Raw genomic sequence first — 21,106 nt, forward strand, 5'->3', positions numbered from 1 at the left:
TTCGCCGGCTGATTGAGATCAGCTCTCGTCGCCGTCGCAAGAGCTTTAGATCAATCGCCAAAGCCCGAGTCTTTTAGTCTCGACACGAAGGCCGCATATTCATCGTCGGCGATGTCCGATATTTCCTGCGGGCCTGGAAAGCCATTTGCGGTGACGTCAGCACGGAATGCGCTGAGAGCTTTCACGCGCTCCTGTTTGATGCGCTCCTGCAGGGCCTGAAGATCTCCATAGACCCGAGCGTGCCGGGGCCGCCGGCCTTCGCCACCGCATATGTCCTCGGTGAATAGAAAGATCACGTCAGCATCCGGTCCGGAGCCGAGCGAGACGGTCACCAGTCCGATCCGCCGGCGAATTTCCGACATGACCCGGGCTGGGATGACCTCGCATTCCACCGCAAAAGCGCCGGCTTCTTCTAGACGTCGGAAGCGCTGGAAGAGTGCCAAGGCTTCCTCCGCATATTTGCCGAAGGCGCGAAGCCTTCCGAGCCAGGTCGATTTTCTGGGAACGAGGCCCAAGTGACCGACAACCGGAATATCCTCGGCCGCGAGCATTGAGACGGTCGCCATGCCGCGTGCGGTGATCACCGCATCGGCCCCGTCGCTTAGCGCCTTCAAGGCGGTACGAAGGATGTCGTCCTGTGTTACAGCATCGGCAAAGCCCAACGCGGCGGTGACGAAGAGGTGCTTTGAGCCCCTCCGTACGGCTTCCACGTTGCGGGCGCGGGTCACCAGCATTTCAATGCCGGCCTGCTCCGCGGCCGCTGCCTCCTCGGCGGTCTCGGCAGTGACCTGAGTGTAGCGCTTGCCCGACTTTCGGGAAGCGCGCAGGTCGGCCACCGTCACCGTGCGCTCGGCCTCGCGCGCCGCCCAATCGTAAATCCGCGGCATATCGTTCCAGTTCTCACTGTTCGCGCCCAAGGCGCATTGATTTCTTGTTGCTCTCTCATTCTGCAGCCGAGGCGCGCATTGTGCGATACATCTCGTCTGCTGCGGCGCGCCTCGCCATGCCGGGAATGACCCCTAGCTTTGTGCAGACCAGGGCACCGCAGCACACCCCGAAGCGCGCGGCCTCGATCACATCCCGCCCTTCCGCCAGAGCCACGGCGAAGCCGGAATTGAACGCGTCGCCAGCACCCGTCGTGTCCACTACGTCGACCACTGCAGCCGGAATGGTGGTATCGACCTTGTCGGTGACGATCAGTACACCACGGTCGCCAAGCGTCACGATCACGTTGGCGGCCCCGCGCTTGCGCAACAGATCGACCAGCTCGCGCGAGGGCCGCGGATCATCCGGGCGCAGACCGAGCAGGATGCGAAGTTCGCTTTCATTCGGCGTCAGGAAATCGACCAACGGGAAGATTTCATCCGGCAGCGGTGCGGCCGGCGCCGGATTGAGAATGGTTTTCTTACCGTATTTGCGACCGAGCTCCATCGCCCGCATAGCCACCTCGACCGGCGGCTCCAGGACCGCCATGACGAGGTCGCTCTCGCGAATGCGGCTCTCGGCGCGATCGACAAAAGCCGGATCCATGGCGTTTGTGGCGCCATAATCCATGATAATGAAGTTCTCGCCTCGCTCATTGAGGATGATGAAGCCAACCGCCGTCGGCTTCTCGGTGATCTGCTTGACATGCGCCGTATCGACGCCCTCGGCCTTGTACAGATCAATGCCAATATCTGCGAATTGGTCTTTGCCGATGATCGCAACCAGCGACGAGTCCGCCCCGAGCCGCGCAGTGGCAACAGCCTGATTCGAACCTTTTCCGCCCGGGCCCATATCGAAACTGCTGCCTAACATCGTGACCCCGAAGACCGGGATGTTCGGAGCGCGAATGGTCAGTCCTACGGCGAAGCTGCCGACGACGGTAATTCTCGGTTTACTCATCAATTCCTCCCCTGAAAGTGCCTGAGATCAAGGCGTGGCGTGGAATGCCTCCACCACGTCGCCACAAGGGCCCTGCGCGCGGTGGCGCAGTTTCGTGGGCCGTGAGCATCGGCACCGGTCCTCCCTGAGCTCCCTCAGCGATCTCTATGGATACAAAACGTGCATCCGGGAGCCTGATCACGAGCTCATTTGTTAGTCATTGACATCGAGCCTAGATGCAGAAAGCCCCAGCGGGAATGGACAAAGCACGCTTCAATTTATATAAAACGCGCATGGCCGGCTTGCCGCAGCGCACACTTTTTCCTGAGAGCCATCAGTACGTCCTCCCTGATGCTGCCTGGACCCGATGCGCCTTTACGGTACTTAGGGCGGGCAAGGCCATCACCGCACGTGATCATCACATCGCTCGAGACAATTATCCGGGCCAGGACATTCTATACTGCTCCGCTGGGCGCGGCTTTGTAGTCAGCGAAGGCAGGACATCGACTGTTGAGCGCGGTCAGTTGATCTGGATTGCCAACGAAACGTCGCATGCGCACTGGCCGGATGAAAATGATCCCTGGACTGTTCTGTGGGTGCGGATCGACGGGCCCGACTGTGCGGCCATTCGGCGAAAGGTGTTCGGCACCGGAGCAACGCTAGCAACGATATCAGTGCCGAACGAGATCGAACGGTGGTTCGCAAGACTATTTGATGTCTTGCGCGCCAGGGATGATAACGTCGATTTGGCACTTAACTGCCTCGTGGCGGAACTGCTTCACCTCATCGCAGCACCTTCCTCGAAGCACGGTGAATCCCGTCTCCCGGCCCCATTGCGAGCCATCATTTTAAAGATGCGGCAGTCCCCGGAGCGATCCTGGCACGCCGATGAACTCGCCTCGGTCACTGGCCTCAGCGCCGCACAGACGCGGCGGCTATTTCAAGGGCATCTGCAGATCAGCCCAAGGCGCTTGTTGATTCGAGAGCGGATCATGATGGCGCAAAAGCTGCTCTTGGAAAGTGACGCTGGGCTCGGCGCAATCGCCGAACGCTGCGGTTTTTGTGACGTCTATCACTTCAGCCGTGAATTTAAGCGCAGCACTGGCACCAGTCCCAGCACCTGGCGGCGAGCTGAGGGAAGATAAGCCGGTGTATCAGGGCTGCGTCGTATACGCGGCGATCAAGGGCTCGAAGCAGCGACTTCACGTCGCTGCCCCTGATCCTCTGCGAACACTTCTGAACTCGGTCCGTACTTGTTGAGTTCGCGCCAATTCTTTTGCGGCCCCATCACCAATTTGGTGTGGACCCGGACGGGGTGGCGAAGGTACTGCTGGCTCGCAATGAGAACATAATGACCGACAAGCTGCATAGAGGAGGCGAGCTTGCAAAAAACGTTGCGCTCCGCTGACAAGCAGCGACCTCAACAAGATCGTGGATGAGCGCGCAGTCGGAAGCATGAACGAACGGATCAAAAATGCAGTGCATATGCAAGAGGTTTCCTTATATCAGATGGTAAGGCCAACCCACTCTTATCGCTTCCGGTCGCCATTTCTCCGCTGAAGAGGCGTTCATCGTGAACAACGACAAAGTTGTGCTGGATGTGCGTGCCTTCTTGGAAGCTTGGGCGCGAGCGTTCAACTCTGGCAAGCCGGAGTATCTTGTTGCGTTATACGCAGATGATGCCTTGCTTCACGGTACGTCTAGTTCCACGCTCTACATCGGTGTCGCAGAAATACGCACCTACTTCCATGGCACCGCAAGGGTAAAATTTGACGTATGTCATTGCGTCAGCTTGGCGGCTGACATTGTTATGGCCGTCGGAAATTATGTCTTTTCTGAAACGCGGCATGATCTGCAAGTGGCGACACCCGCCCGATTTACGTTTGTGCTGCGCCGTCATGATGCCTCCTGGAAGATTTTACACCATCATTCATCTACCACCCCCCTTTAGGTGGATTAAGGTGGTGGCGAATGCGCGTACGATCGTGAGCTTGGCGCGCGGCAGTTCGCGCCAGTTAGGGGAAGCGCGTGATCGCCGAAATTGGCTGGTTGTTACTTTGAAATGCTTAGGCCTCTGATGTAATCCGCTGCATTGTCAGATCCGTGCCATATTTCAACTCTAAGGTGACGAGACCGGTTCACTTGTCGCCTTACCAGCCCGTCAAAAAGACCTAAGGGCTCAAAGACAAGCCGGCGAGGCAGGACAGATCGGCGAAACGCCTGCACTGGCAGACGCATTCAGCGTCGTTTTACCCAATATTACCCAACTTGCGTTGCGCACCTTCTGGGGCCGAGCGCCCTGCTGCGCTTTACCTACGGCTAATCTGATAAGCGGCCACGACAGAAGAACGCCGCGTGTCCCAATGACGGGATCAACCTTTCAGGAGAGCCGCGTGTCAGTTTCCCTTCCGACTCCCACCCAGCTTCTCGAAGTTGCCAAGCAGTGTGGTCTTTCGTTGACCGACGAAGATGTCGCCTCGTTCCGCGGTTTGATGCGGGGCTCGCTGGACGCATACAATCTCGTTGCCGCGATGCCCGACGAGTTGCCCGTGGTCAAATATCCGCGGACGCCCGGCTATCGGCCATCGCCAGACGAAAACACTCGCAATGCTTGGTACCGCAAAACCAACATCAAAGGCGCCGGCAGCGGAAAACTGAAAGGCAAGACCGTTGCCTTGAAGGACAACATTATGTTGGCCGGAGTGCCTATGATGAATGGCTCGGCCACCCTCGAAGGCTACGTACCCGATTTTGACGCCACCATCGTTACACGCATGCTTGATGCTGGCGCCGAAATTGTGGGCAAGGTTCACTGCGAAGCCTTCTGTCTCTCTGGCGGCAGCCACACCAACGCGACTGGCCCGGTCCACAATCCACACAAGATGGGCTATTCGGCCGGCGGTTCTTCCTCCGGAAGCGGGGTTGTGGTCGCACTACGCGAGGTCGACATTGCGATCGGCGGCGATCAGGGCGGTTCGATCCGAATGCCATCCTCATTCTGCGGCACGTACGGTATGAAGCCGACTTGGGGTCTCGTTCCCTATACAGGAATAATGCCGATTGAGATCTTTATCGACCACACCGGGCCGATTACGGCAACGGTGGCCGACAACGCCCTGCTACTCGAGGTGATCGCCGGCGACGACGGCTACGATTCGCGCATCAAGGCTCCGAAGGTGGATGAATACACCAAGGCCTTGGGTGCGGGCATCAAAGGGATGAAGATTGGTATCCTCAAGGAGGGCTTCGAGCAGCCGTCCGCAGAAGCTGCCGTGAACGAAAGCGTGCGTGAGGCCGCAAAGCGCTTCAAAGATCTCGGCGCGACCGTAGAGATCGTCTCGATTCCGATGCACCTTCTAGGCGCGGCGATCTGGACCCCCATCGGAACTGAGGGGGCTGTCCAGACCATGATGTTCGGTGACGGCTATGGTCTCAGCCGAGGCGATCTTTATCCAACCTCCCTGATGGATTTCCATCGCGGGTGGCGGCAGAAGGCGGACTCATTGTCCGAGACTAACAAGCTGTTTATGTTGTGGGGGACCTATATCAACAACACCTTCGGGTCCAGGTTTTACGGCAAGGCGCTCAACATCTCCCGCCGCCTCGCTACGGCATATGACAAAGCTCTCGAGAGCTATGATCTCCTCCTCATGCCGACGACGCCGATGAAGGCAACCCCGCTGCCGCCATCCAATGCCAGTCGCGAGGACTACTTCACGCGCGCGATTGAGATGTTCACCAACACCGCGCCATTCGACATTACGCATCATCCAGCTATGTCGCTGCCCTGCGGAATGGTCGACGGCCTGCCAGTGGGCCTAATGCTGGTCGGTCGCCACTTCGAGGAATCCACCATCTACCGCGCCGCCCATGCCTTCGAACAGATAGGCGACTGGAAGAAGATGTGAGGCCGAGACGATAGTGCGACTGGATCGCGGCATATGACTAGTGCATTCATGGCGGCATTCGAGATCCTGAGCTTCGGTGCGATTATCGTGTTGATCGTGCTTGGGCTAGGAATCATCGCGAGCATGATGGGCATCTTCAACTTTGCCCAGGGTGAGTTCGTCCTGCTCGGCGCTTATATTACTTATCTCGCCTATAGTCATGGTCTCCCGGTTTGGCTCGGTATGGCGGCGGCACCGATCTTAGTCGGATTGCTGGGTTTCGTACTCGAAGCGCTCATCATCCGCCGCTTCTATGCCGCACCGATCGTTGCAATGCTCGGCACCTATGCGCTCGGTCTTATCATCCGGGAGTCTGTGCGGGGCCTAATTGGCGGGTTTTATCTGACGGTTCCGGAGCCTATCGGTGGATCCATAGATATCGCCACGATACACATCTCAGCTTGGCGCTTTACGATTCTCGTGATCACGGCTTTGGTGATGGGGGGCTGCTTTCTGCTCCTGTCCCGCACAAGCTTCGGCTTGCGCGTTCGGGCGACCCTGGAAAATCCGGCGCTAGCGCGCGCCTCCGGGGTTTCGACGAATTTCATCTATGGCACCACCTTTGCCTTCGGCGCAGCTTTGGCCGGGCTCGCCGGGGCGCTTATCGTGCCGGTGTTCGATCTGTTTGCAGATCTCGGAATTCGCTTTCTGATCCAGGGATTTGTCGCCGTCATGCTTGGCGGTGTCGGCTCCTTTATGGGCCCAGTGGCAGGAGCCGGTATCATCGGCGCTCTCAGCGCGGCGCTGCCCTGGGTTATCCCTCCGGTCCTCGCCGATGTGCTCGTCTTCTTGCTTGCCATTGTTTTCATCAAGTGTCGGCCGCAAGGCCTCATCGCGCAAGGGGGAGTGTAGTCATATGGCTGTTGATCGACTCAATTTCACACGCCGTCGTTTCCTTTCGAACTTTGCCTTCACGGCCGGTGCAATCGCCACAGGAGCGAGTAGCTGGGTGATCCGTCCCGACTGGGCCAATGCGGCCGAAGGTCCCATCAAGGTCGGCATCGCGATCGATCTGACCGGCCCGATCGGCTTTGCCGGAAAGGCGGATGCCAACGTCGCCAAAATGGTCATCAAGGAGATCAACAATTCAGGTGGTCTTTTGGGCCGGCCGATCGAGCTGTACATCGAAGACACCGCCTCCAATGAATCGGTCGCTGTAGGCAACGTGCGCAAGCTGATCCAGCGGGACAAGGTGGACATGGTCCTAGGCGGCCTCGCGAGCTCAATGCGCAATGCGATCAAGGATGTGATCGTTTCTCGGGGCAAGACGCTCTATATCTATCCGCAATTTTATGAAGGGGGGGAATGCACGCCATACCTGTTCTGCAGCGGCGCCACACCGGCGCAGCAATGCGACACATTTATCCCGTGGCTGATCAAGAACGGCGGCAAGAGATTTGCCCTTCCAGGTTCCAACTACATTTGGCCGCGTAACCTGAATGCATATGCTCGCAAGTTAATCGAAGCCAATGGCGGCGAGGTCGTGTTCGAGGAGTATTATCCTTTAGACCAAGTGGATTTCTCCGCCACTGTCCACGCGATCATGTCCAACAAGGCCGACACCGTCTTTAACACCGTTATTCCACCCGGCGTCGGTCCTTTGTTCAAACAGCTCTATGAAGCGGGCTATCTGAAGAACGGCGGACGGCTTGCTGCCGTCAACGAGGACGAGAATTATCTCAGCCTCCATCCGGTCAATGAGATGGAAGGGCTTGCGAGTTGTCTCGATTATTACAAAGCCGTCGCCAAAGATGACCCGGTCTCCGCCAGAATTCAGGCTGCCTATGATAAGGACTATCCAGGCGATTCTCTATTTGCCGCGAGCAGTGCCGCTCCCAGTACATATCGCGGGCTGAAACTTTGGGAAGCTGCCGTCAAAGAGGCCGGAAAGGTCGATCGCGAGTCGGTTGCTGCGACGCTCGATCACGCAAAGATCGCGGAGGGTCCGGGCGGCCCCGCCGAGATGGTGCCGGGCAAGCGGCACTGTAAGATGAACATGTACACGGCCGTGTGCAAGAGCGGGGTTTTTCAAGTCGTGCAACGCAGCAATGGGCTTGTCGATCCCGGGCAATGTTGACGAATCACTGTGAAAGCGACAAGCGCGGTAGAGAGGCCATCGGTGCCCACGCTAGAAGTGAATTGTGCGACGGCTGACATGGCTGAAATCGCCTTTGCAGGACAGGTCAGTCGTGCACGACGTGTCCTGCTCATCATCGAAGGACTAGTGCTGATTGGAGCACTAGTCCTTCCGGTGATGCTTCACGACTATCTTACGGTGTTTGCCACTCGCGTTGTGATCCTGGCGCTCTTCGCTCTCTCGTTCGATCTGGTCTGGGGCTATGCCGGAATCATGAGCTTTGGGCAGGCCCTCTTCTTCGGCTCCGCAGGCTACGGCGTTGCGCTGCTTGCGCGCGACCTCGATATCACCTCAATCCTTTTGGTACTGCCGGCGGGCACGCTGATTGGCCTCGTATTCGCGCTGCTACTTGGTGGGTTCCTCCTACTCGGACGGCATCCGGCCAGCATGATCTTCGTTTCGCTCGGTACGCTCACCGGTGCCTATGCGGCGGATCGCCTCGCGCGTGGCTGGTACTATCTCGGCGGCCAGAACGGCATTCCCTCGATTCCGCCGATGACGCTCGGCTCCTACGAATTATCGGAAGGGTCGAACTTTTACTATCTGGCACTAGGGCTTCTTGTCATCGTCTACGTTGCATGCCGTTTCCTGGTGCGCTCGCAGTTCGGTCTTGCACTCGCAGGCCTCCGCGAGAACGAGCAACGCATTGCCTTTTTCGGCTACCGGACACAGCATCTAAAAGCCATAGTGTTCGCGATCGGTGGCGCCATCGCAGGCCTGAGCGGCAGCCTCTATGCCTTCCACGAGGGTTTTGTGTGGCCCAATATGATTGGCGTTGTCGTCTCCACGCAAGTCGTGCTCTACGTTCTGTTCGGCGGTTCCGGCACGCTGATCGGTGCGGTGATCGGTACGGCGATTGTCGAAGGTCTCTCCTTCTGGCTGTCGGACAATTACCGCGATATCTGGCCGATCATCCTGGGCGTGCTCCTGCTCCTGGTAATCCTTTTTCGGCCGCTTGGGCTTATCAGCCTGGTGTTGACGGAGCGCGAGCGGGTAGGCAGTTTCGCCGCCAAAGCGCAAGACAAGAAGAGGGCGCAGCATCATGCCGCTTCTTGAAGCTGCAGGCATTCGAAAGATCTTCGGCAAGCTCACGGCAGTCGACGGTGCGGCGCTCACCGTCCGCGAGAACGAGTTCCACGGGTTGATCGGGCCGAACGGCTCGGGGAAAAGCACGCTGATGAAGTGCATCGCGGGGGCGGAGGTACCGACGCAAGGCAAAGTCCGATTCATCAACACTGATATTACCACATTCACCCCCACCGAGCGCGCGCGCGCTGGCATGAGCCTGAAGTTCCAAATCACATCGGTTCTGCCATCCCTCACCCTCTACGACAACATCCTCCTTGCCCTGCAGGGGCACTGCTCTCTTTTTGATCTTGTGTTCTCGCGCAGCCGCAGACAGCTGCACGACCAGGTCATGATGATGCTCACCCAGTTTCGTCTTGCCGATCGTGCGTTCGATGCAGCAGCAGCGCTATCCCATGGCCAGCAGCAATGGCTGGAGATTGCGATGGCGCTCGCGGGAAAACCCCGGCTCCTGCTGCTGGACGAGCCTACCGGAGGCATGAGCCTGGAGGAGCGTCGCGTCACTGGCGAACTGTTGCGACCAATAAAGGAGCACTGCTCCCTCGTTATCGTCGAGCACGATCTCGATTTCATCCGCGACATTTGCGACCGCCTCACCGTCCTCGACCAGGGCCGTGTGCTGGCGACAGGAAGCGTCGCTGAGATCCAGGCTGACAAAAGTGTCCAGGAGATCTATTTGCGCCGTGCTTGAACAACGCTTTCTCGACATAAGACATCTCGACGCCGGTTATGGTCGCAGCCAGGTGCTGTTTGACCTGAGCCTCGACATTCCGTGGCGTGGTGGTACCGCCGTGCTTGGGCGCAACGGTGCAGGCAAGACCACGCTTATGAAAGCTATCGTTGGCGAGCTACCAAGCTGGAGAGGCGAGGTAGTCTTCGATGGCCACGATTTCAATCGGCTCCAGACCGAGCAACGCGTGCGCGCCGGCATCGGCTATGTGCCGCAAGAGCACTCAGTGTTCTCACGCCTTTCAGTGCGGGATAATCTTGCAATGGGCTCCCTCTTCAACACCGACGCTTCGGCGATCGATCGGGTCCTGGCGATCTTTCCCAAGCTCGGCCACCGCCTGGACCAGGCGGCTGGTACGCTTTCTGGTGGCGAGCGTAAGATGTTAGCGATCGGGCGCGCCCTCCTGGGGAACCCAAAGCTGCTGCTGCTGGATGAGCCGACCGAGGGCGTCTGGATCGGCGTCATCGAAGAGATTACCGAACGTCTCATTGAACTCGCCAAGGAAATCGCGGTCATCATCGTCGAACAGCACCTCGATCTCGCGTTGCGCGTGGCGAGCAAGGCCTATGTCCTTGATCGCGGCCGTATCGCACTACAAGGCGCTGCAGCCGATATCCGCACGAATCCGGAACTTCTGCGCTACCTCGCGCCTTAAGTGGCGCGTTCCAGATTGCTTTGACGGCCGACGCTAATCGTAGACCGGTTCGGCTGACTTCTCCCTAGATTTGAGCGGCTGTTTGGAAAACTCCAGCAGCGGAGTTTGCTGACTTGACCTCAGCAACTTGACGCGCCCGCTACGGGCTCACAGGCGCGCTGGGCCCCATTCTGCGTTCGAAGCGAGCCGACATTCTCGTCCACTTGAAAGTACGCCTCCGACGAGGACCGTCTTGCGTGACGGGTGGTAATTCGCGAAGCGTGTGACCTTAAGTCTAGCTTTAAGGTCATCAGGCGATGCGGGTCGAAGTTTTGGGCGGGCTTGAGCGGCGGCGGCGTTGGTCGCAGGACGACAAGGCACGGATTGTCGAGGAGACGCTAGTACCGGGCGCGAAGGTAACTGAAGTCGCGCGGCGCAACGGAGTAGCGGCCAGCCTGGTGTTTACCTGGCGTCGACAAGCACGGACATCGGAACAAGTTGCACCATCTTTTACGCCGGTGCAGATCGCCGCCGTAGCGGCCTCGGCTGAAGAAACTGCGAAGCTTTTGCCTACGGTTGATGGCCGAGTTCGCTCGGCGGCAGCCGCACGTACTGGATTGATAGAGATCGATCTCGGCAACCGACGGTGCATCCGGGTGGATGCGCACGTCGATCCGGAGGCGCTGGCGCGGGTCCTCGATGTGCTTGGACGCCGATGATTGCTGTACCAGGGAATGTGCGAGTGTGGCTGGCGACAGGCTACACGGATATGCGCAGAGGCTTCCTGTCGCTGGCCCTCCAAGTTCAGGAGGTGCTGCGCAAAGAACCGCTCAGCGGTCATTTGTTCGTCTTCCGCGGTCGCCGCAGCGATCTTGTGAAGGTGATCTGGCACGGTGTGCTGCAGAGCATGAAGGAGGTGAATAACCGAATTTGATGCGTACAGCTTTATGAGAGATGGAGGACGGCCCTCCTGCATCGGCGTTCCAGGCGCAGGTGCAAAACCACGACACTGTGGCTTCGTTTAAAAGGCGCGGTCATCAGCAAGTGTTGCAAAAGTCCCGGGTTTACGGGGCAGGTAAGTATCCAGAAGGCGAGCGAAAGCAAATCTTCCGATGACGCGTCGAAAATTACTAAGGCGTCGCCAAAATCAGGGGCGCGTGCCATCCCTGAGATCAATCCGTGAGACGCCTGGATTACTGCGCGGATGGCGACCGGCGTTTAGGGGACGCGATCTGGATACAGGCTCTTGTAGAGAACTGCAGGAACCAGTCGTTGTGATGCCAAGGGAGAAGTTCAAGCGGCACACACCGCGAGACGAGAGTACCGAAGCACAACACTGGGGCGGATCGGCTCGTAGTAGTGATGAAGGTGCTGTAATGGAACTGGAGCGAAGGGGCCGAAACAAGTGGGTTGCGCCCATATGCAACTGTGATGAGCAGGAGGACATGTGAGTGTAACCGGACGTAAGCAGTACGATATCGACAAGCAGACAGTGATGAAGGCCTACAAACTGGTCAAAGCCAATGCGGGCGCGGCCGGCGTGGATAAGGTATCGCTCGAAGCTTTTGAGAAGGACTTCAAGGGCAACCTTTACAAGGTCTGGAATCGAATGTCTTCTGGCAGCTACTTTCCACCTGCCGTTCGGGCTGTCCCCATTCCCAAGAAGAACGGCGGACAACGCATTCTAGGCGTGCCGACAGTAGCAGATCGCGTGGCGCAGACGGTCGTCAAGCTTCAGATTGAACAAGTACTCGAGAAAATCTTCCTTCCCGATTCCTACGGCTACCGGCCCGGAAAAGCCGCGCTGGACGCCGTCGGCATCACCCGGCAACGGTGCTGGAAGATGGACTGGGTGCTGGAGTTCGACATCAAAGGCCTGTTCGACAATATCAGCCACCAGTTGCTTATGAAAGCCGTCAGGAAGCATGTGCAAGACGAATGGGCTCTGCTCTACATCGAACGCTGGCTAACAGCGCCGATGCAAGGCAAAGACGGAGCGATCACCGCTCGCGACCGGGGTACACCCCAAGGCGGCGTGATCAGTCCCGTCCTTGCCAATTTGTTCTTGCATTATGCGTTCGATATATGGATGGCGCGAAACTTCCCGCAGTCACCGTGGTGTCGATACGCGGACGACGGGCTCGTACATTGCCGAACCAAGGCTGAAGCGGAAGCCATCAAGGCGGCGCTGCAGGCGAGGTTCAGGGAATGCGAACTCGAAATGCATCCCGACAAGACCAAGATCGTCTACTGCAAAGATAGCAATCGCCCGGGTAGCCATGCCAGTCAGTCATTTGACTTTCTGGGATTTACCTTTCGACCGCGCAGGGCAAGAAACCATCAGAAGAAAGAAAACTTCTGTACGTTCTCGCCAGCGGTCAGCAGGGCGGCAATGAAGTCTATGCGGATGACGATCCGGCAGCTCCGGCTCAGGCTTCGCTCGCAGACGGAAATCGACGCAATCGCCTTGGAACTGAACCCCGTCCTTCGTGGATGGATGCAGTACTACGGCAGATATGGGCGGTCAGAAATGCATAACCTGTATCGATACGTCGACGAATCTCTAAACCGCTGGGCGCGACGCAAATACAAAGGGCTGAAGAATGGAAAAGTCAGGGCCTCCACCAGGCTCAGGCTGATCCGCTGCCGTAGGCCGAAGCTGTTCGCTCATTGGACGATGTTAGGTTCTGCTTCGTTACTTGTTGAGAGCCGTATGACGTGAGAGCGTCACGTACGGTTCGGAGAGCGGCTCCGGGTGCAACTCCCGGGGCCGACTCACCATGGCCAGGGAGCATGCCTGTTCACTAAGAGACTTGAGAGAGGAAGGTTCGTCTGGCCATCGGTTGCGGGCGAAGCGGTGACGATCTCATCGGCTCAGATGAGCTACCTGTTGTCCGGAATCGATTGGCGCAACCCTCAAGAAACTCATCGTCCGACGCGTGTCGGATAGCCGTTTTTGGTTTGAATCTGCGGCTTGATCTGATTCAATGGCTTCATGACATCGAAGCCGGACGATCTTCCGTCGGATCTCGCGAGCGCCTACCTTGCGCTGCTGGCCGAGCGCGAGGCGTTGCAGGCTGAACGCGATGTGGCAGTCGCGGATGCCGCCAACGCGCGGGCGGAGCTGTCGGACAGCGAGGTGCTGATCGCTCATCTTGAGCTACGGATCGAGAAGCTCAAACGCGAACTGCACGGGCTGCGCTCCGAGCGCACGGCGCGGCTACTCGAGCAGTTGGAATTGGAGCTCGAAGAACTCGCCACCACGGCGACCGAGAATGAGCTGGCTGCGCAGGCTGCCGCCGCAAAAACCCAGAGCGTAAGCGCCTTCACGCGTAAGCGGCCGGTGCGCAAGCCGTGGCCGGACGACATCGAACGTGAGCGCGTCGTTATCGAGGCTCCAACGACCTGCGCCTGCTGCGGTGGATCGCGCCTTGCGAAGCTAGGCGAGGATGTGACCAAGACGCTGGAGGAGATTCCGCGTCGCTTTAAGGTCATCGAGACGGTACGCGAGAAGTTCACCTGCCGTGATTGCGAGAAGATAAGCCAGCCGCCGGCACCGTTCCATGCCACGCCGCGCGGCTTCATCGGTCCGCAATTGCTGGCGACAATGCTGTTCGACAAGTTCGGCATGCATATCCCGCTCAATCGCCAGAGCGTGCGCTTCAAGGCTGAGCGGATCGACCTGCCGCTGTCGACGCTGGCCGACCAGGTCGGCCACGGAACCTTCGCCGTCATGCCGTTGTTCCAGCTGATTGAGCGCCATGTCCTCGCCGCCGAGCGGCTGCACGGCGATGACAGTGTTCTGCAGAAGCACACAGAAAGGATGATCAAAATGATCTGAAAATCTGTGCGCGCAAGCTGTGGCAGCGATGAGGGTAGGCCCCTCGGGATCGACTTTCAGGAGTAGGTCTCAAATCACTTCAAGCGGCTTCGCTTAAGAGGCGCGGTCGTGAGCGTTGAAGCTAACGGTCGGGGGAGACCCGAACGGATACGCGTCCGAGAGACGAATGAAAATGAACCCGCCGATGAACCGTCGTAACGTGGAAATCGTCGTCAAAACCAGAGGTGTGTCGTCCCTCTGGGATGAGCCCGCCGGGAGCCTGATGACCGGGCGGGCGGCGACCGGCGTTGAGGGGGCGTGAATCGGATGCAGGCGCTGCCGCGGAACTGCAGGAACCAGTCGCTCCGATGGAAAGGGAGAAGCACAAGCGGAGAAGACCGCGAGGCGAGATTACCGACGCGGAGCACTGGGACGGACCGATCCGTATTAGCGACGAAGGCTCGTAATGGGGCCGGAGCGAAGGGATCGGATCAGGTGGGCTGGCCATCGTCGCAACTGGCAACAGGAGGACGTCGATGAACCAGCCGAGCAAGCCGTTCAACATCGACAAGAGAGAGGTGTACGAAGCATATCTGCAGGTGCGATCCAATGGTGGCGCAGCCGGTGTCGACGGAGTGACGATTGAGCAGTTCGAGTCCGACTTGAAGGGAAATCTCTACAAGATTTGGAATCGAATGAGTTCAGGCGCTTACTTCCCGCCGCCTGTTCGGGCTGTCTCCATTCCAAAGAAGAGTGGAGGCCAGAGGATCCTCGGGGTGCCCACCGTGGCGGACCGCGTGGCACAGACAGTTGTTAAACAACTGATTGAGCCGGCTCTTGACGCAATCTTTCTGGCGGATTCCTATGGCTACAGACCCGGAAAATCGGCTCTCGATGCCGTAGGCGTCACGCGACAGCGGTGCTGGAAGTATGATTGGTTTCTAGAGTTCGACATCAAAGGATTGTTCGACAATATCGACCACGAGTTGTTGCTACGGGCCGTCCGGAAACATGTGACGTGCGCATGGGCGCTGCTCTACATCGAACGATGGCTGACAGCGCCGATGGTGCAAGAGGATGGAACGATAATCGAGCGAAGCCGCGGCACCCCACAAGGGGGCGTGGTGAGCCCGATCCTCGCCAACCTCTTCATGCACTATGCATTTGATCTCTGGATGGCGCGGACGTTCCCCGATCTCAGGTGGTGTCGGTATGCGGATGACGGGTTGGTACATTATCGGAATGAGATGGAGGCGCAAAGCGTTCGCGAAGCGCTCCAGGCTCGGCTGGCGGAGTGCCATCTGGAATTGCATCCTACGAAGACGAGGATCGTCTACTGCAAGGATGATCGACGCCGAGGTAAAAGCGAGACGGTCATGTTTGACTTTCTCGGTTATTGCTTCCGGCCACGATCGGTCCTGGGGCCGCATTCGCAGAAGATGTTCTGTGGGTTCACCCCGGCGGTCAGCAAACCAGCGCTGAACGCCATGCGGGCGAAGGTCCGAGGCTTGAAACTTCGCAGGCGAGCCGAGGTGACGCTGGACGATATTGCTCGCGAGCTAAACCCGATGGTTAGGGGGTGGATCGCTTATTATGGGCAATACACCCGCTCAGCGCTTTATCCGCTGGCGCGCTACATCAACCAGACGTTAGGTATTTGGTTGAAGCGAAAGTACAAGCGCTTCCATCACCGTTTAGGACGCGCGCGTCTCTTCCTGGAGAAGATCGCGCGTGAGAACCGCAGGCTCTTTGTGCATTGGCAACTCGGCGATGGCGGCAAGATTGCCTGATGGGAGCCGGGTGAGGCGAGAGTCTCACGCCCGGTTCTGCGAGAGGCTGGAGGTGAAATCCCTCCGGCCTACTCACCCCACCATCCGGATCCTGGCGAAGGGCAAATGCACGACCGGCCGGATCTGGACGTATGTGCGGGATGACCGGCCGTTCGCCGGGCCTGCGCCGCCGGCGGCGGTCTATTATGCCTCGGGCAACCGACGGGGCGAACATCCTCAGAGGCATCTGGCCGCCTTCGCCGGCATTCTGCAGGCGGATTGCTATGGCGGCTTCGAGCCGTTGTTCGATCCAAAAAGGAAAGCAATGCCGATCACGCCGGCATTTTGCCTGGCCCATGCGCGGCGGGGATTCTTCGAGCTGGCTGACATCGAGAAAGCCGCCCGGGAAGGCAAGGGCAAACCGGTCTCCCCGATCGCGCTGGAGGCGGTCAGGCGTCTTGACGCCCTGTTCGAGATCGAGCGCGCCATCAACGGCCGTGGTGCCGACGAGCGGCGTGCTGTGCGCCAGGAGCGGAGCAAGCCGCTGCTCGACGACATGCACGCCTGGCTGCTCCGCGAGCGAGAAAGCCTCTCCCGCTCCGCCGAGGTCCTGAAGCCCATGAACTACATGCTCAAGCGCTGGGACGACTTCGTCCGCTTCCTCGACGATGGCAGGATCTGCTTGACCAACAATTGCGCTGAGCGTGCATTGAGAGGCATTGCCTTGGGAAGGCGCAACTGGACCTTCGCTGGCAGCCAACGTGGCGCCGACCGTGCCGCTATCATGCTGACGATGATCACGACCTGTCGCCTCAACGACGTCGATCCCAAGGCTTGGCTCGCCGACGTCCTCGCCCGGATCGCCGATCTTCCCACCTCGCGTCTGCGCGAACTGCTGCCCTGGGAATGGAAGCTCCTGCACCAAGCCGGCAAGTCCGCCGATCAGCAAGCCGCCTGACCTTCACGCAACGCCATCGTAGAACTCGCCGTGCTCGCGCGCATGCGTCAATCAGGCGGCCTTCGTCGTATGCGTACACTTGAAAAGCCCGCGCGCACGTAGCTCGAACTTCGGGAGGAGGCTACCCAATCTTACCCACTTAGACGCTTTGCGGTCTTATACGCCGATCCCGCTCGGTCTAGACCTCGCGTTGGTCAGAATGATCTAGGAGAAAAATCGTGTCTCACCATTGCACGGACGGCCAGGGGGCGGTCCGGGATGGTAGCCTGTCCGAGCTTTCGAACGCAGTCGCGATTGTGGCTACGCTCGATACCAAGGGCCGCGAAGTCTCCTACTTGGCCGATATCATCTGTAAGTGTGGCCGCAAGACCGTCCTGATTGACGTCGGCACCTCGAAGATTGCGCCCCGGACGAATCAAGCAGGCGGTCATAGCGTTCGCGTCGCCTCGCCCGCCGAGCTCTTGAAAGAAATCGCCGCAACAACACGCGGGAAAGTTCGCGATCTGCTGGCATCAGGGGCCATCGGCGCGATCGTCGGGGTCGCCGGTGGGAAGGGGAGTGCGGTGTTCGGCGAAGTCGTATCTGATTTGCCTTATGGCTTTCCCAAGCTGCTCGTGAGCAGCGCAAGGCCAGCACTTCTCGCCGAATTGGCGGTCCACAACGACATCATGCTCTATCCGACATTGGTCGATCTCTTCGGGATCAATGCGTTTACCGAGCGGGTCTTGCAGAATGCAGGACAGGCCATCGCCGCCATGCGCTATGCGCCCGCCAAAGCTGCGCGAAAGACGAAGATCGTTGCGATCACGGCCTTCGGAGTGACGACGCCGGCGGCAACTCAGTGCGTTGGGCGCCTCGGCAAGGCCGGGGTCGACGCGATCGTCTTTCCTGCAAACGGGGCGGGCGGCCGCAAGATGGAGCAGCTGATCGCGGCCGGCGAATTCGATGCTGTGATTGATCTGACCACAACCGAACTCGCCGACGAAATCGTGGGTGGCACCGCGAGCGCCGGGCCGGATCGGCTCAAGGGAGCGGCAGAGCAATCAATACCGCATGTTATCGCGCCTGGCGCGGTGGACATGGTCAATTTTGGTGCGCCATCCAGCGTTCCTGATCAATTTCGCGGCCGGCTATTCTACTCCCATACACCGTACACGACGCTGATGCGCACAACCCTCGCCGAGAATACGAGCATCGGCCGGCTTACGGCCCAGCGGCTGTCGTTGGCAGAAGGGCCTGTCATGGTCCTTTGGCCGGCAAAAGGCGTCTCCGACTATGACCGCGACGGCGGCATCTTTCGAGATCCTGATGCGGACCGCGCGTGGCTCGATGCGCTTAAGGACAATCTGCCGCCCAAGGTTACGGTCCGCGAATTGAACTGTCACATCAACGATCCCGAATTTGCGGAGGCGGCTGCGAGATGGATCCTCAAGCAATTGGGCAAGAAGGCTGATGGCGATGCGAATGTTTGAGCGAACCGAAATCCTGGCCAAGATCGCAAACCAGGTGGCGGAGCGAAAAGCCATTCTTGCCGCGGGCAGCAGCTGTGGTCTGGTTGCGAAATGTGCAGTGCTCGGGGGCGCGGACATGCTGGTCGTCTACAGCACCGGGCTGTCGCGCCTAATGGGACTTCCGACCAGCCGGATCGGCGATTCCAATGCGCGCACGCTCGAACTTGCCTCGGAAGTCCGCAACGTCGTTTCTTCGGTGCCCGTGATCGGCGGCATTGAGGCATGGGATCCCCTCCGGCTCGATCTTGATGCCCTGCTCGACAAATTCTGGTCGGCCGGTTTCTCCGGCGTAATCAACTATCCGACCATCTCCACGATGGGCGACAAATGGCGCTATCGCCGCGGGCGCGTCGGACTAGGCTTCGAACGCGAAGTCGAGATGATCGCGGCTGCGCGCAAGAAGGACATCTTCTCGCTTGCCTATGTCGCGAGCCCTGACGACGCCAAAGCGATGGCGGGCGCAGGTGCGGACTGCATCGTCCCTCACGTAGGAGCCACCCGAGGCGGGCTCGTCGGCCATGAGGAAGGACAGCCCATCCAAGAGGCGATCAGGCGCATCAACGACATCAGCGACGCCGCAAGGAGCGTGCGCTCCGATGTGATCCTGCTTTGCCATGGCGGTGCAATCGCGGAGCCGGAGGATACGATCGTGGTGTACCGATCAACGCAATGCGTGGGTTTCGTTGGCGCCTCGTCCATCGAAAGAATCCCGATCGAACGGGCAGTGAAGGCGGCGGCTGAGGAGTTCAAAGCCGTCCCGCTTCCGCGGCATCACTGACGTCAGCTCCAAGAGAACACTCGCAGCGAGGCTCGAATGAATAACCCGATGGGCCAATCAGGCAAGGGAAAGACCGTCGCACTCGCCCGAGAGGGGAGGCCGGAGCACAATTGGGCAACCGACGTTCTCGTGGTCGGTAGTGGTGCGGCCGGGCTTTCGGCTGCGCTCTATGCAGCAAAGGCAGGACTGCGCGTCACTGTCTGCGAAAAGTCGGCGCGGCTTGGCGGCACGACAGCTCTCTCCAATGGAATGATCTGGGTTCCTTGCTCGAACCAAGCGCGCTCGGCGAAGATCGACGACTCGCTTGCGAAGTCGAAGACCTACCTGCAACATGAACTTGGCACATATTACCGGTCAGGCTTTGTTGATGCCTATCTCGAGGACGGCCCGGCTGCGCTCGCCGCCCTTGAGAACGGGACTGAAGTCAAGTTCACGCTGGCCTCGGCCCCCGACTACCATTCAAGCCAGGTCGGCGGAGTCGATAAGGGCCGGGCACTGAGCCCCGCGCCTTATGACGGACGGCTTCTTGGCAGCGACTTCGATCTGATAGGCAATCCCATCCGCGTTGTGCTCGGCGGAATGATGATCTCATCGAGCGAGGTGAGAAGCTTCCTCAATCCGTTTCAATCCTTTGCCTCGCTCAGGCACGTCTTGCGCCGCGTCAGCCGCTACGCGCGTGACCGGCTTGGCCACAGGCGCGGCACCGAGCTCAGCGGAGGCAACGCCCTGATCGCGCGCTTGCTTGTGAGCCTGCGCAAGTACGGCGTCGAGATATGGCCGGAATCCCCGCTCGTAGAGTTGATCAAGGAAGAAGGCCGCGTCACCGGCGCGGTCGTTAAGTCGGCCGATTCCGAGATTCGCGTGCGCGCTTCCCATGGGGTGATCCTCGCAACGGGCGGGTTTGCGCGTAACGCGCAATTGAGAGCCGAGCTCAGTGGCCCCCACCAGCACGACGACACGCTCGCCCATCCCGATGCGACAGGCGACGGCATCTCTCTTGCGACAAGGCTCGGAGCGGCAATCGACAACAATGTTGCCTCTGCCGGCTTCTGGACGCCCGTATCGATTCTGAAGAGCGGCAGTTCCTCGCAAGTCGTTCCCTACGGCTGGCTCGACCGCGGCCGTCCCGGCGTCATTGCCGTGGGGCCAGATGGAAAGCGTTTTGTCAACGAATCCAATTCCTATCACGACATCTGCTTGGCGATGTTCAACGGTGGGTATCCGGCAGACAAGCGGTTCTATTTCATCTGCGACCACGACTTCGTACGGCTGAGAGGGATGGGGCATTTGCTGCCATGGCCATGGACCTTGAGCATCGGGAAATATGCGCGCCTTGGCTACATCAAGGTCGCCCGGACGATTCCAGAGCTTGCGAAGCAGCTGGGATTGGAGTCCGCCGCGCTTCAAAAGACTGTCGAAGAACACAACGCGCATGCGTCTGAGGGGCGCGATCCGCTGTTCAATCGCGGTGAATCGGCTTTCAATCGCACGCTCGGCGATTCGGCCGTGGGCAAGAAGAACCCAAACCTTGGGCCAATCAAAACCGGCCCGTTCGTCGCACTCCCAATCGTTCCGGCAACGCTCGGCACTGCAACCGGATTGGCAACCGACACTTGCGGGCAGGTATTGGACGGTCAGGAAAGGCCAATTCCAGGACTCTATGCTTGCGGCAATGACATGACCTCCCCGATGCGTGGGATCTATCCCGGAGCAGGCATCACCATTGGGCCAGCCATTGTGTTCGCGTACCGGGCCGTCAACAGTATCGTTTCCTCGACGCAGCAAGAGAAAGCTGCTGCCGCTTCGGGAGCGTGATGTCGACTTGGGAATGGCGCGGGCGAGGCGCGTGATAAACCCGGTATTGGCAACAGCT

The 21,106-nt window shown here is 59.1% G+C and carries 18 protein-coding genes and 3 pseudogenes; 19 read left to right on the forward strand and 2 right to left on the reverse strand.

Annotated features, from left to right (window positions below; translation table 11 throughout):
* Nucleotides 1-50 precede the first annotated feature (50 nt).
* Together ACWAT4_RS39850 and ACWAT4_RS39855 are read right to left on the reverse strand one after the other, a co-directional pair.
* A complete protein-coding gene (locus tag ACWAT4_RS39850) occupies nt 51-917 on the reverse strand; it encodes a 3-methyl-2-oxobutanoate hydroxymethyltransferase (RefSeq protein ID WP_232995600.1) in 867 nt (288 codons plus the stop codon).
* A gap of 25 nt (nt 918-942) precedes the next feature.
* Nucleotides 943-1,884: a ribokinase gene (locus ACWAT4_RS39855; protein ID WP_128929749.1), complete on the reverse strand. Its 942-nt coding sequence runs from the start codon at nt 1,882-1,884 to the stop codon at nt 943-945.
* A 215-nt stretch (nt 1,885-2,099) separates the two neighbouring features.
* Here ACWAT4_RS39855 and ACWAT4_RS39860 point away from each other — a divergent pair, with 215 nt between their 5' ends.
* The 19 genes and pseudogenes from ACWAT4_RS39860 to ACWAT4_RS39950 all read left to right on the forward strand — a co-directional run bounded on the left by ACWAT4_RS39860 (nt 2,100) and on the right by ACWAT4_RS39950 (nt 21,048).
* A complete protein-coding gene (locus ACWAT4_RS39860) occupies nt 2,100-3,008 on the forward strand; it encodes an AraC family transcriptional regulator (RefSeq protein WP_232995599.1) in 909 nt (302 codons plus the stop codon).
* A 428-nt stretch (nt 3,009-3,436) separates the two neighbouring features.
* Nucleotides 3,437-3,814: a nuclear transport factor 2 family protein gene (locus ACWAT4_RS39865; protein ID WP_128929748.1), complete on the forward strand. Its 378-nt coding sequence runs from the start codon at nt 3,437-3,439 to the stop codon at nt 3,812-3,814.
* A gap of 442 nt (nt 3,815-4,256) precedes the next feature.
* Nucleotides 4,257-5,771, forward strand: a complete 1,515-nt coding sequence (locus ACWAT4_RS39870; protein ID WP_128929747.1) for an amidase — start codon at nt 4,257-4,259, stop codon at nt 5,769-5,771.
* A gap of 33 nt (nt 5,772-5,804) precedes the next feature.
* Nucleotides 5,805-6,662 (forward strand): branched-chain amino acid ABC transporter permease, encoded by an 858-nt coding sequence (locus tag ACWAT4_RS39875; protein WP_128929746.1) that lies wholly within the window; start codon nt 5,805-5,807, stop codon nt 6,660-6,662.
* Between the two features lie 4 nt (nt 6,663-6,666).
* Nucleotides 6,667-7,887 carry a substrate-binding protein gene (locus ACWAT4_RS39880; RefSeq protein ID WP_128929745.1) on the forward strand — a complete coding sequence of 407 codons (1,221 nt, stop codon included), beginning with the start codon at nt 6,667-6,669 and terminating at the stop codon, nt 7,885-7,887.
* Nucleotides 7,888-7,965: 78 nt separating this feature from the next.
* On the forward strand, nt 7,966-9,003 hold the full coding sequence (locus tag ACWAT4_RS39885) for a branched-chain amino acid ABC transporter permease (RefSeq protein ID WP_128929744.1): 1,038 nt from the start codon (nt 7,966-7,968) through the stop codon (nt 9,001-9,003).
* On the forward strand, nt 8,990-9,724 hold the full coding sequence (locus tag ACWAT4_RS39890; RefSeq protein ID WP_128929743.1) for an ABC transporter ATP-binding protein: 735 nt from the start codon (nt 8,990-8,992) through the stop codon (nt 9,722-9,724). Before ACWAT4_RS39885 ends, ACWAT4_RS39890 begins: the two co-directional genes overlap by 14 nt.
* Nucleotides 9,717-10,418, forward strand: a complete 702-nt coding sequence (locus ACWAT4_RS39895) for a branched-chain amino acid ABC transporter ATP-binding protein (RefSeq protein WP_128929742.1) — start codon at nt 9,717-9,719, stop codon at nt 10,416-10,418. The genes ACWAT4_RS39890 and ACWAT4_RS39895 overlap by 8 nt, the downstream gene beginning before the upstream one ends.
* Before the next feature lie 296 nt (nt 10,419-10,714).
* Entirely contained in the window at nt 10,715-11,116 is a 402-nt protein-coding gene (gene tnpA / locus ACWAT4_RS39900; RefSeq protein WP_128929741.1) for an IS66-like element accessory protein TnpA, read from the forward strand.
* Nucleotides 11,113-11,286 (forward strand): annotated as a pseudogene (gene tnpB / locus ACWAT4_RS39905) (IS66 family insertion sequence element accessory protein TnpB); the annotation flags it as partial. The gene tnpA and the pseudogene tnpB (ACWAT4_RS39905), both read left to right, overlap by 4 nt.
* Nucleotides 11,287-11,892: 606 nt before the next feature.
* Entirely contained in the window at nt 11,893-13,119 is a 1,227-nt protein-coding gene (gene ltrA / locus ACWAT4_RS39910) for a group II intron reverse transcriptase/maturase (RefSeq protein ID WP_128929739.1), read from the forward strand.
* Between the two features lie 33 nt (nt 13,120-13,152).
* Nucleotides 13,153-13,347, forward strand: coding sequence for an IS66 family insertion sequence element accessory protein TnpB (tnpB, locus tag ACWAT4_RS39915; RefSeq protein WP_128929738.1), 195 nt, complete (start codon nt 13,153-13,155; stop codon nt 13,345-13,347).
* A gap of 45 nt (nt 13,348-13,392) precedes the next feature.
* Nucleotides 13,393-14,202: pseudogene (locus ACWAT4_RS39920) on the forward strand (IS66 family transposase); the annotation flags it as partial.
* A 202-nt stretch (nt 14,203-14,404) separates the two neighbouring features.
* On the forward strand, nt 14,405-14,539 hold the full coding sequence (locus ACWAT4_RS39925) for a hypothetical protein (protein WP_256436599.1): 135 nt from the start codon (nt 14,405-14,407) through the stop codon (nt 14,537-14,539).
* A 214-nt stretch (nt 14,540-14,753) separates the two neighbouring features.
* Nucleotides 14,754-16,007 (forward strand): group II intron reverse transcriptase/maturase, encoded by a 1,254-nt coding sequence (gene ltrA, locus ACWAT4_RS39930; protein WP_128955096.1) that lies wholly within the window; start codon nt 14,754-14,756, stop codon nt 16,005-16,007.
* A 79-nt stretch (nt 16,008-16,086) separates the two neighbouring features.
* Nucleotides 16,087-16,944: pseudogene (gene tnpC, locus ACWAT4_RS39935) on the forward strand (IS66 family transposase); the annotation flags it as partial.
* A 218-nt stretch (nt 16,945-17,162) separates the two neighbouring features.
* Entirely contained in the window at nt 17,163-18,416 is a 1,254-nt protein-coding gene (locus ACWAT4_RS39940) for a Tm-1-like ATP-binding domain-containing protein (RefSeq protein WP_232995598.1), read from the forward strand.
* A complete protein-coding gene (locus ACWAT4_RS39945) occupies nt 18,409-19,233 on the forward strand; it encodes a phosphoenolpyruvate hydrolase family protein (RefSeq protein WP_237867295.1) in 825 nt (274 codons plus the stop codon). Before ACWAT4_RS39940 ends, ACWAT4_RS39945 begins: the two co-directional genes overlap by 8 nt.
* A 36-nt stretch (nt 19,234-19,269) precedes the next feature.
* The gene (locus tag ACWAT4_RS39950; protein WP_128929737.1) at nt 19,270-21,048 is read left to right on the forward strand and encodes an FAD-dependent oxidoreductase; all 1,779 of its coding nucleotides are present in this window, start codon (nt 19,270-19,272) and stop codon (nt 21,046-21,048) included.
* Nucleotides 21,049-21,106: the final 58 nt, after the last annotated feature.

The organism is Bradyrhizobium sp. T-1 (assembly GCF_053592855.1).

Bases quoted from the DNA above. Each gene is read 5' to 3' on its own strand.
- ACWAT4_RS39890 (WP_128929743.1), top strand. From the start codon at position 8,990: ATGCCGCTTCTTGAAGCTGCAGGCATTCGAAAGATCTTCGGCAAGCTC.
- ACWAT4_RS39855 (WP_128929749.1), bottom strand. From the start codon at position 1,884: ATGAGTAAACCGAGAATTACCGTCGTCGGCAGCTTCGCCGTAGGACTG.
- ACWAT4_RS39925 (WP_256436599.1), top strand. From the start codon at position 14,405: ATGAAAATGAACCCGCCGATGAACCGTCGTAACGTGGAAATCGTCGTC.
- ltrA (WP_128955096.1), top strand. From the start codon at position 14,754: ATGAACCAGCCGAGCAAGCCGTTCAACATCGACAAGAGAGAGGTGTAC.
- ACWAT4_RS39880 (WP_128929745.1), top strand. From the start codon at position 6,667: ATGGCTGTTGATCGACTCAATTTCACACGCCGTCGTTTCCTTTCGAAC.
- ltrA (WP_128929739.1), top strand. From the start codon at position 11,893: ATGAAGGCCTACAAACTGGTCAAAGCCAATGCGGGCGCGGCCGGCGTG.
- ACWAT4_RS39945 (WP_237867295.1), top strand. From the start codon at position 18,409: ATGTTTGAGCGAACCGAAATCCTGGCCAAGATCGCAAACCAGGTGGCG.
- ACWAT4_RS39860 (WP_232995599.1), top strand. From the start codon at position 2,100: ATGCAGAAAGCCCCAGCGGGAATGGACAAAGCACGCTTCAATTTATAT.
- ACWAT4_RS39885 (WP_128929744.1), top strand. From the start codon at position 7,966: ATGGCTGAAATCGCCTTTGCAGGACAGGTCAGTCGTGCACGACGTGTC.
- ACWAT4_RS39875 (WP_128929746.1), top strand. From the start codon at position 5,805: ATGACTAGTGCATTCATGGCGGCATTCGAGATCCTGAGCTTCGGTGCG.
- tnpA (WP_128929741.1), top strand. From the start codon at position 10,715: ATGCGGGTCGAAGTTTTGGGCGGGCTTGAGCGGCGGCGGCGTTGGTCG.
- ACWAT4_RS39950 (WP_128929737.1), top strand. From the start codon at position 19,270: ATGAATAACCCGATGGGCCAATCAGGCAAGGGAAAGACCGTCGCACTC.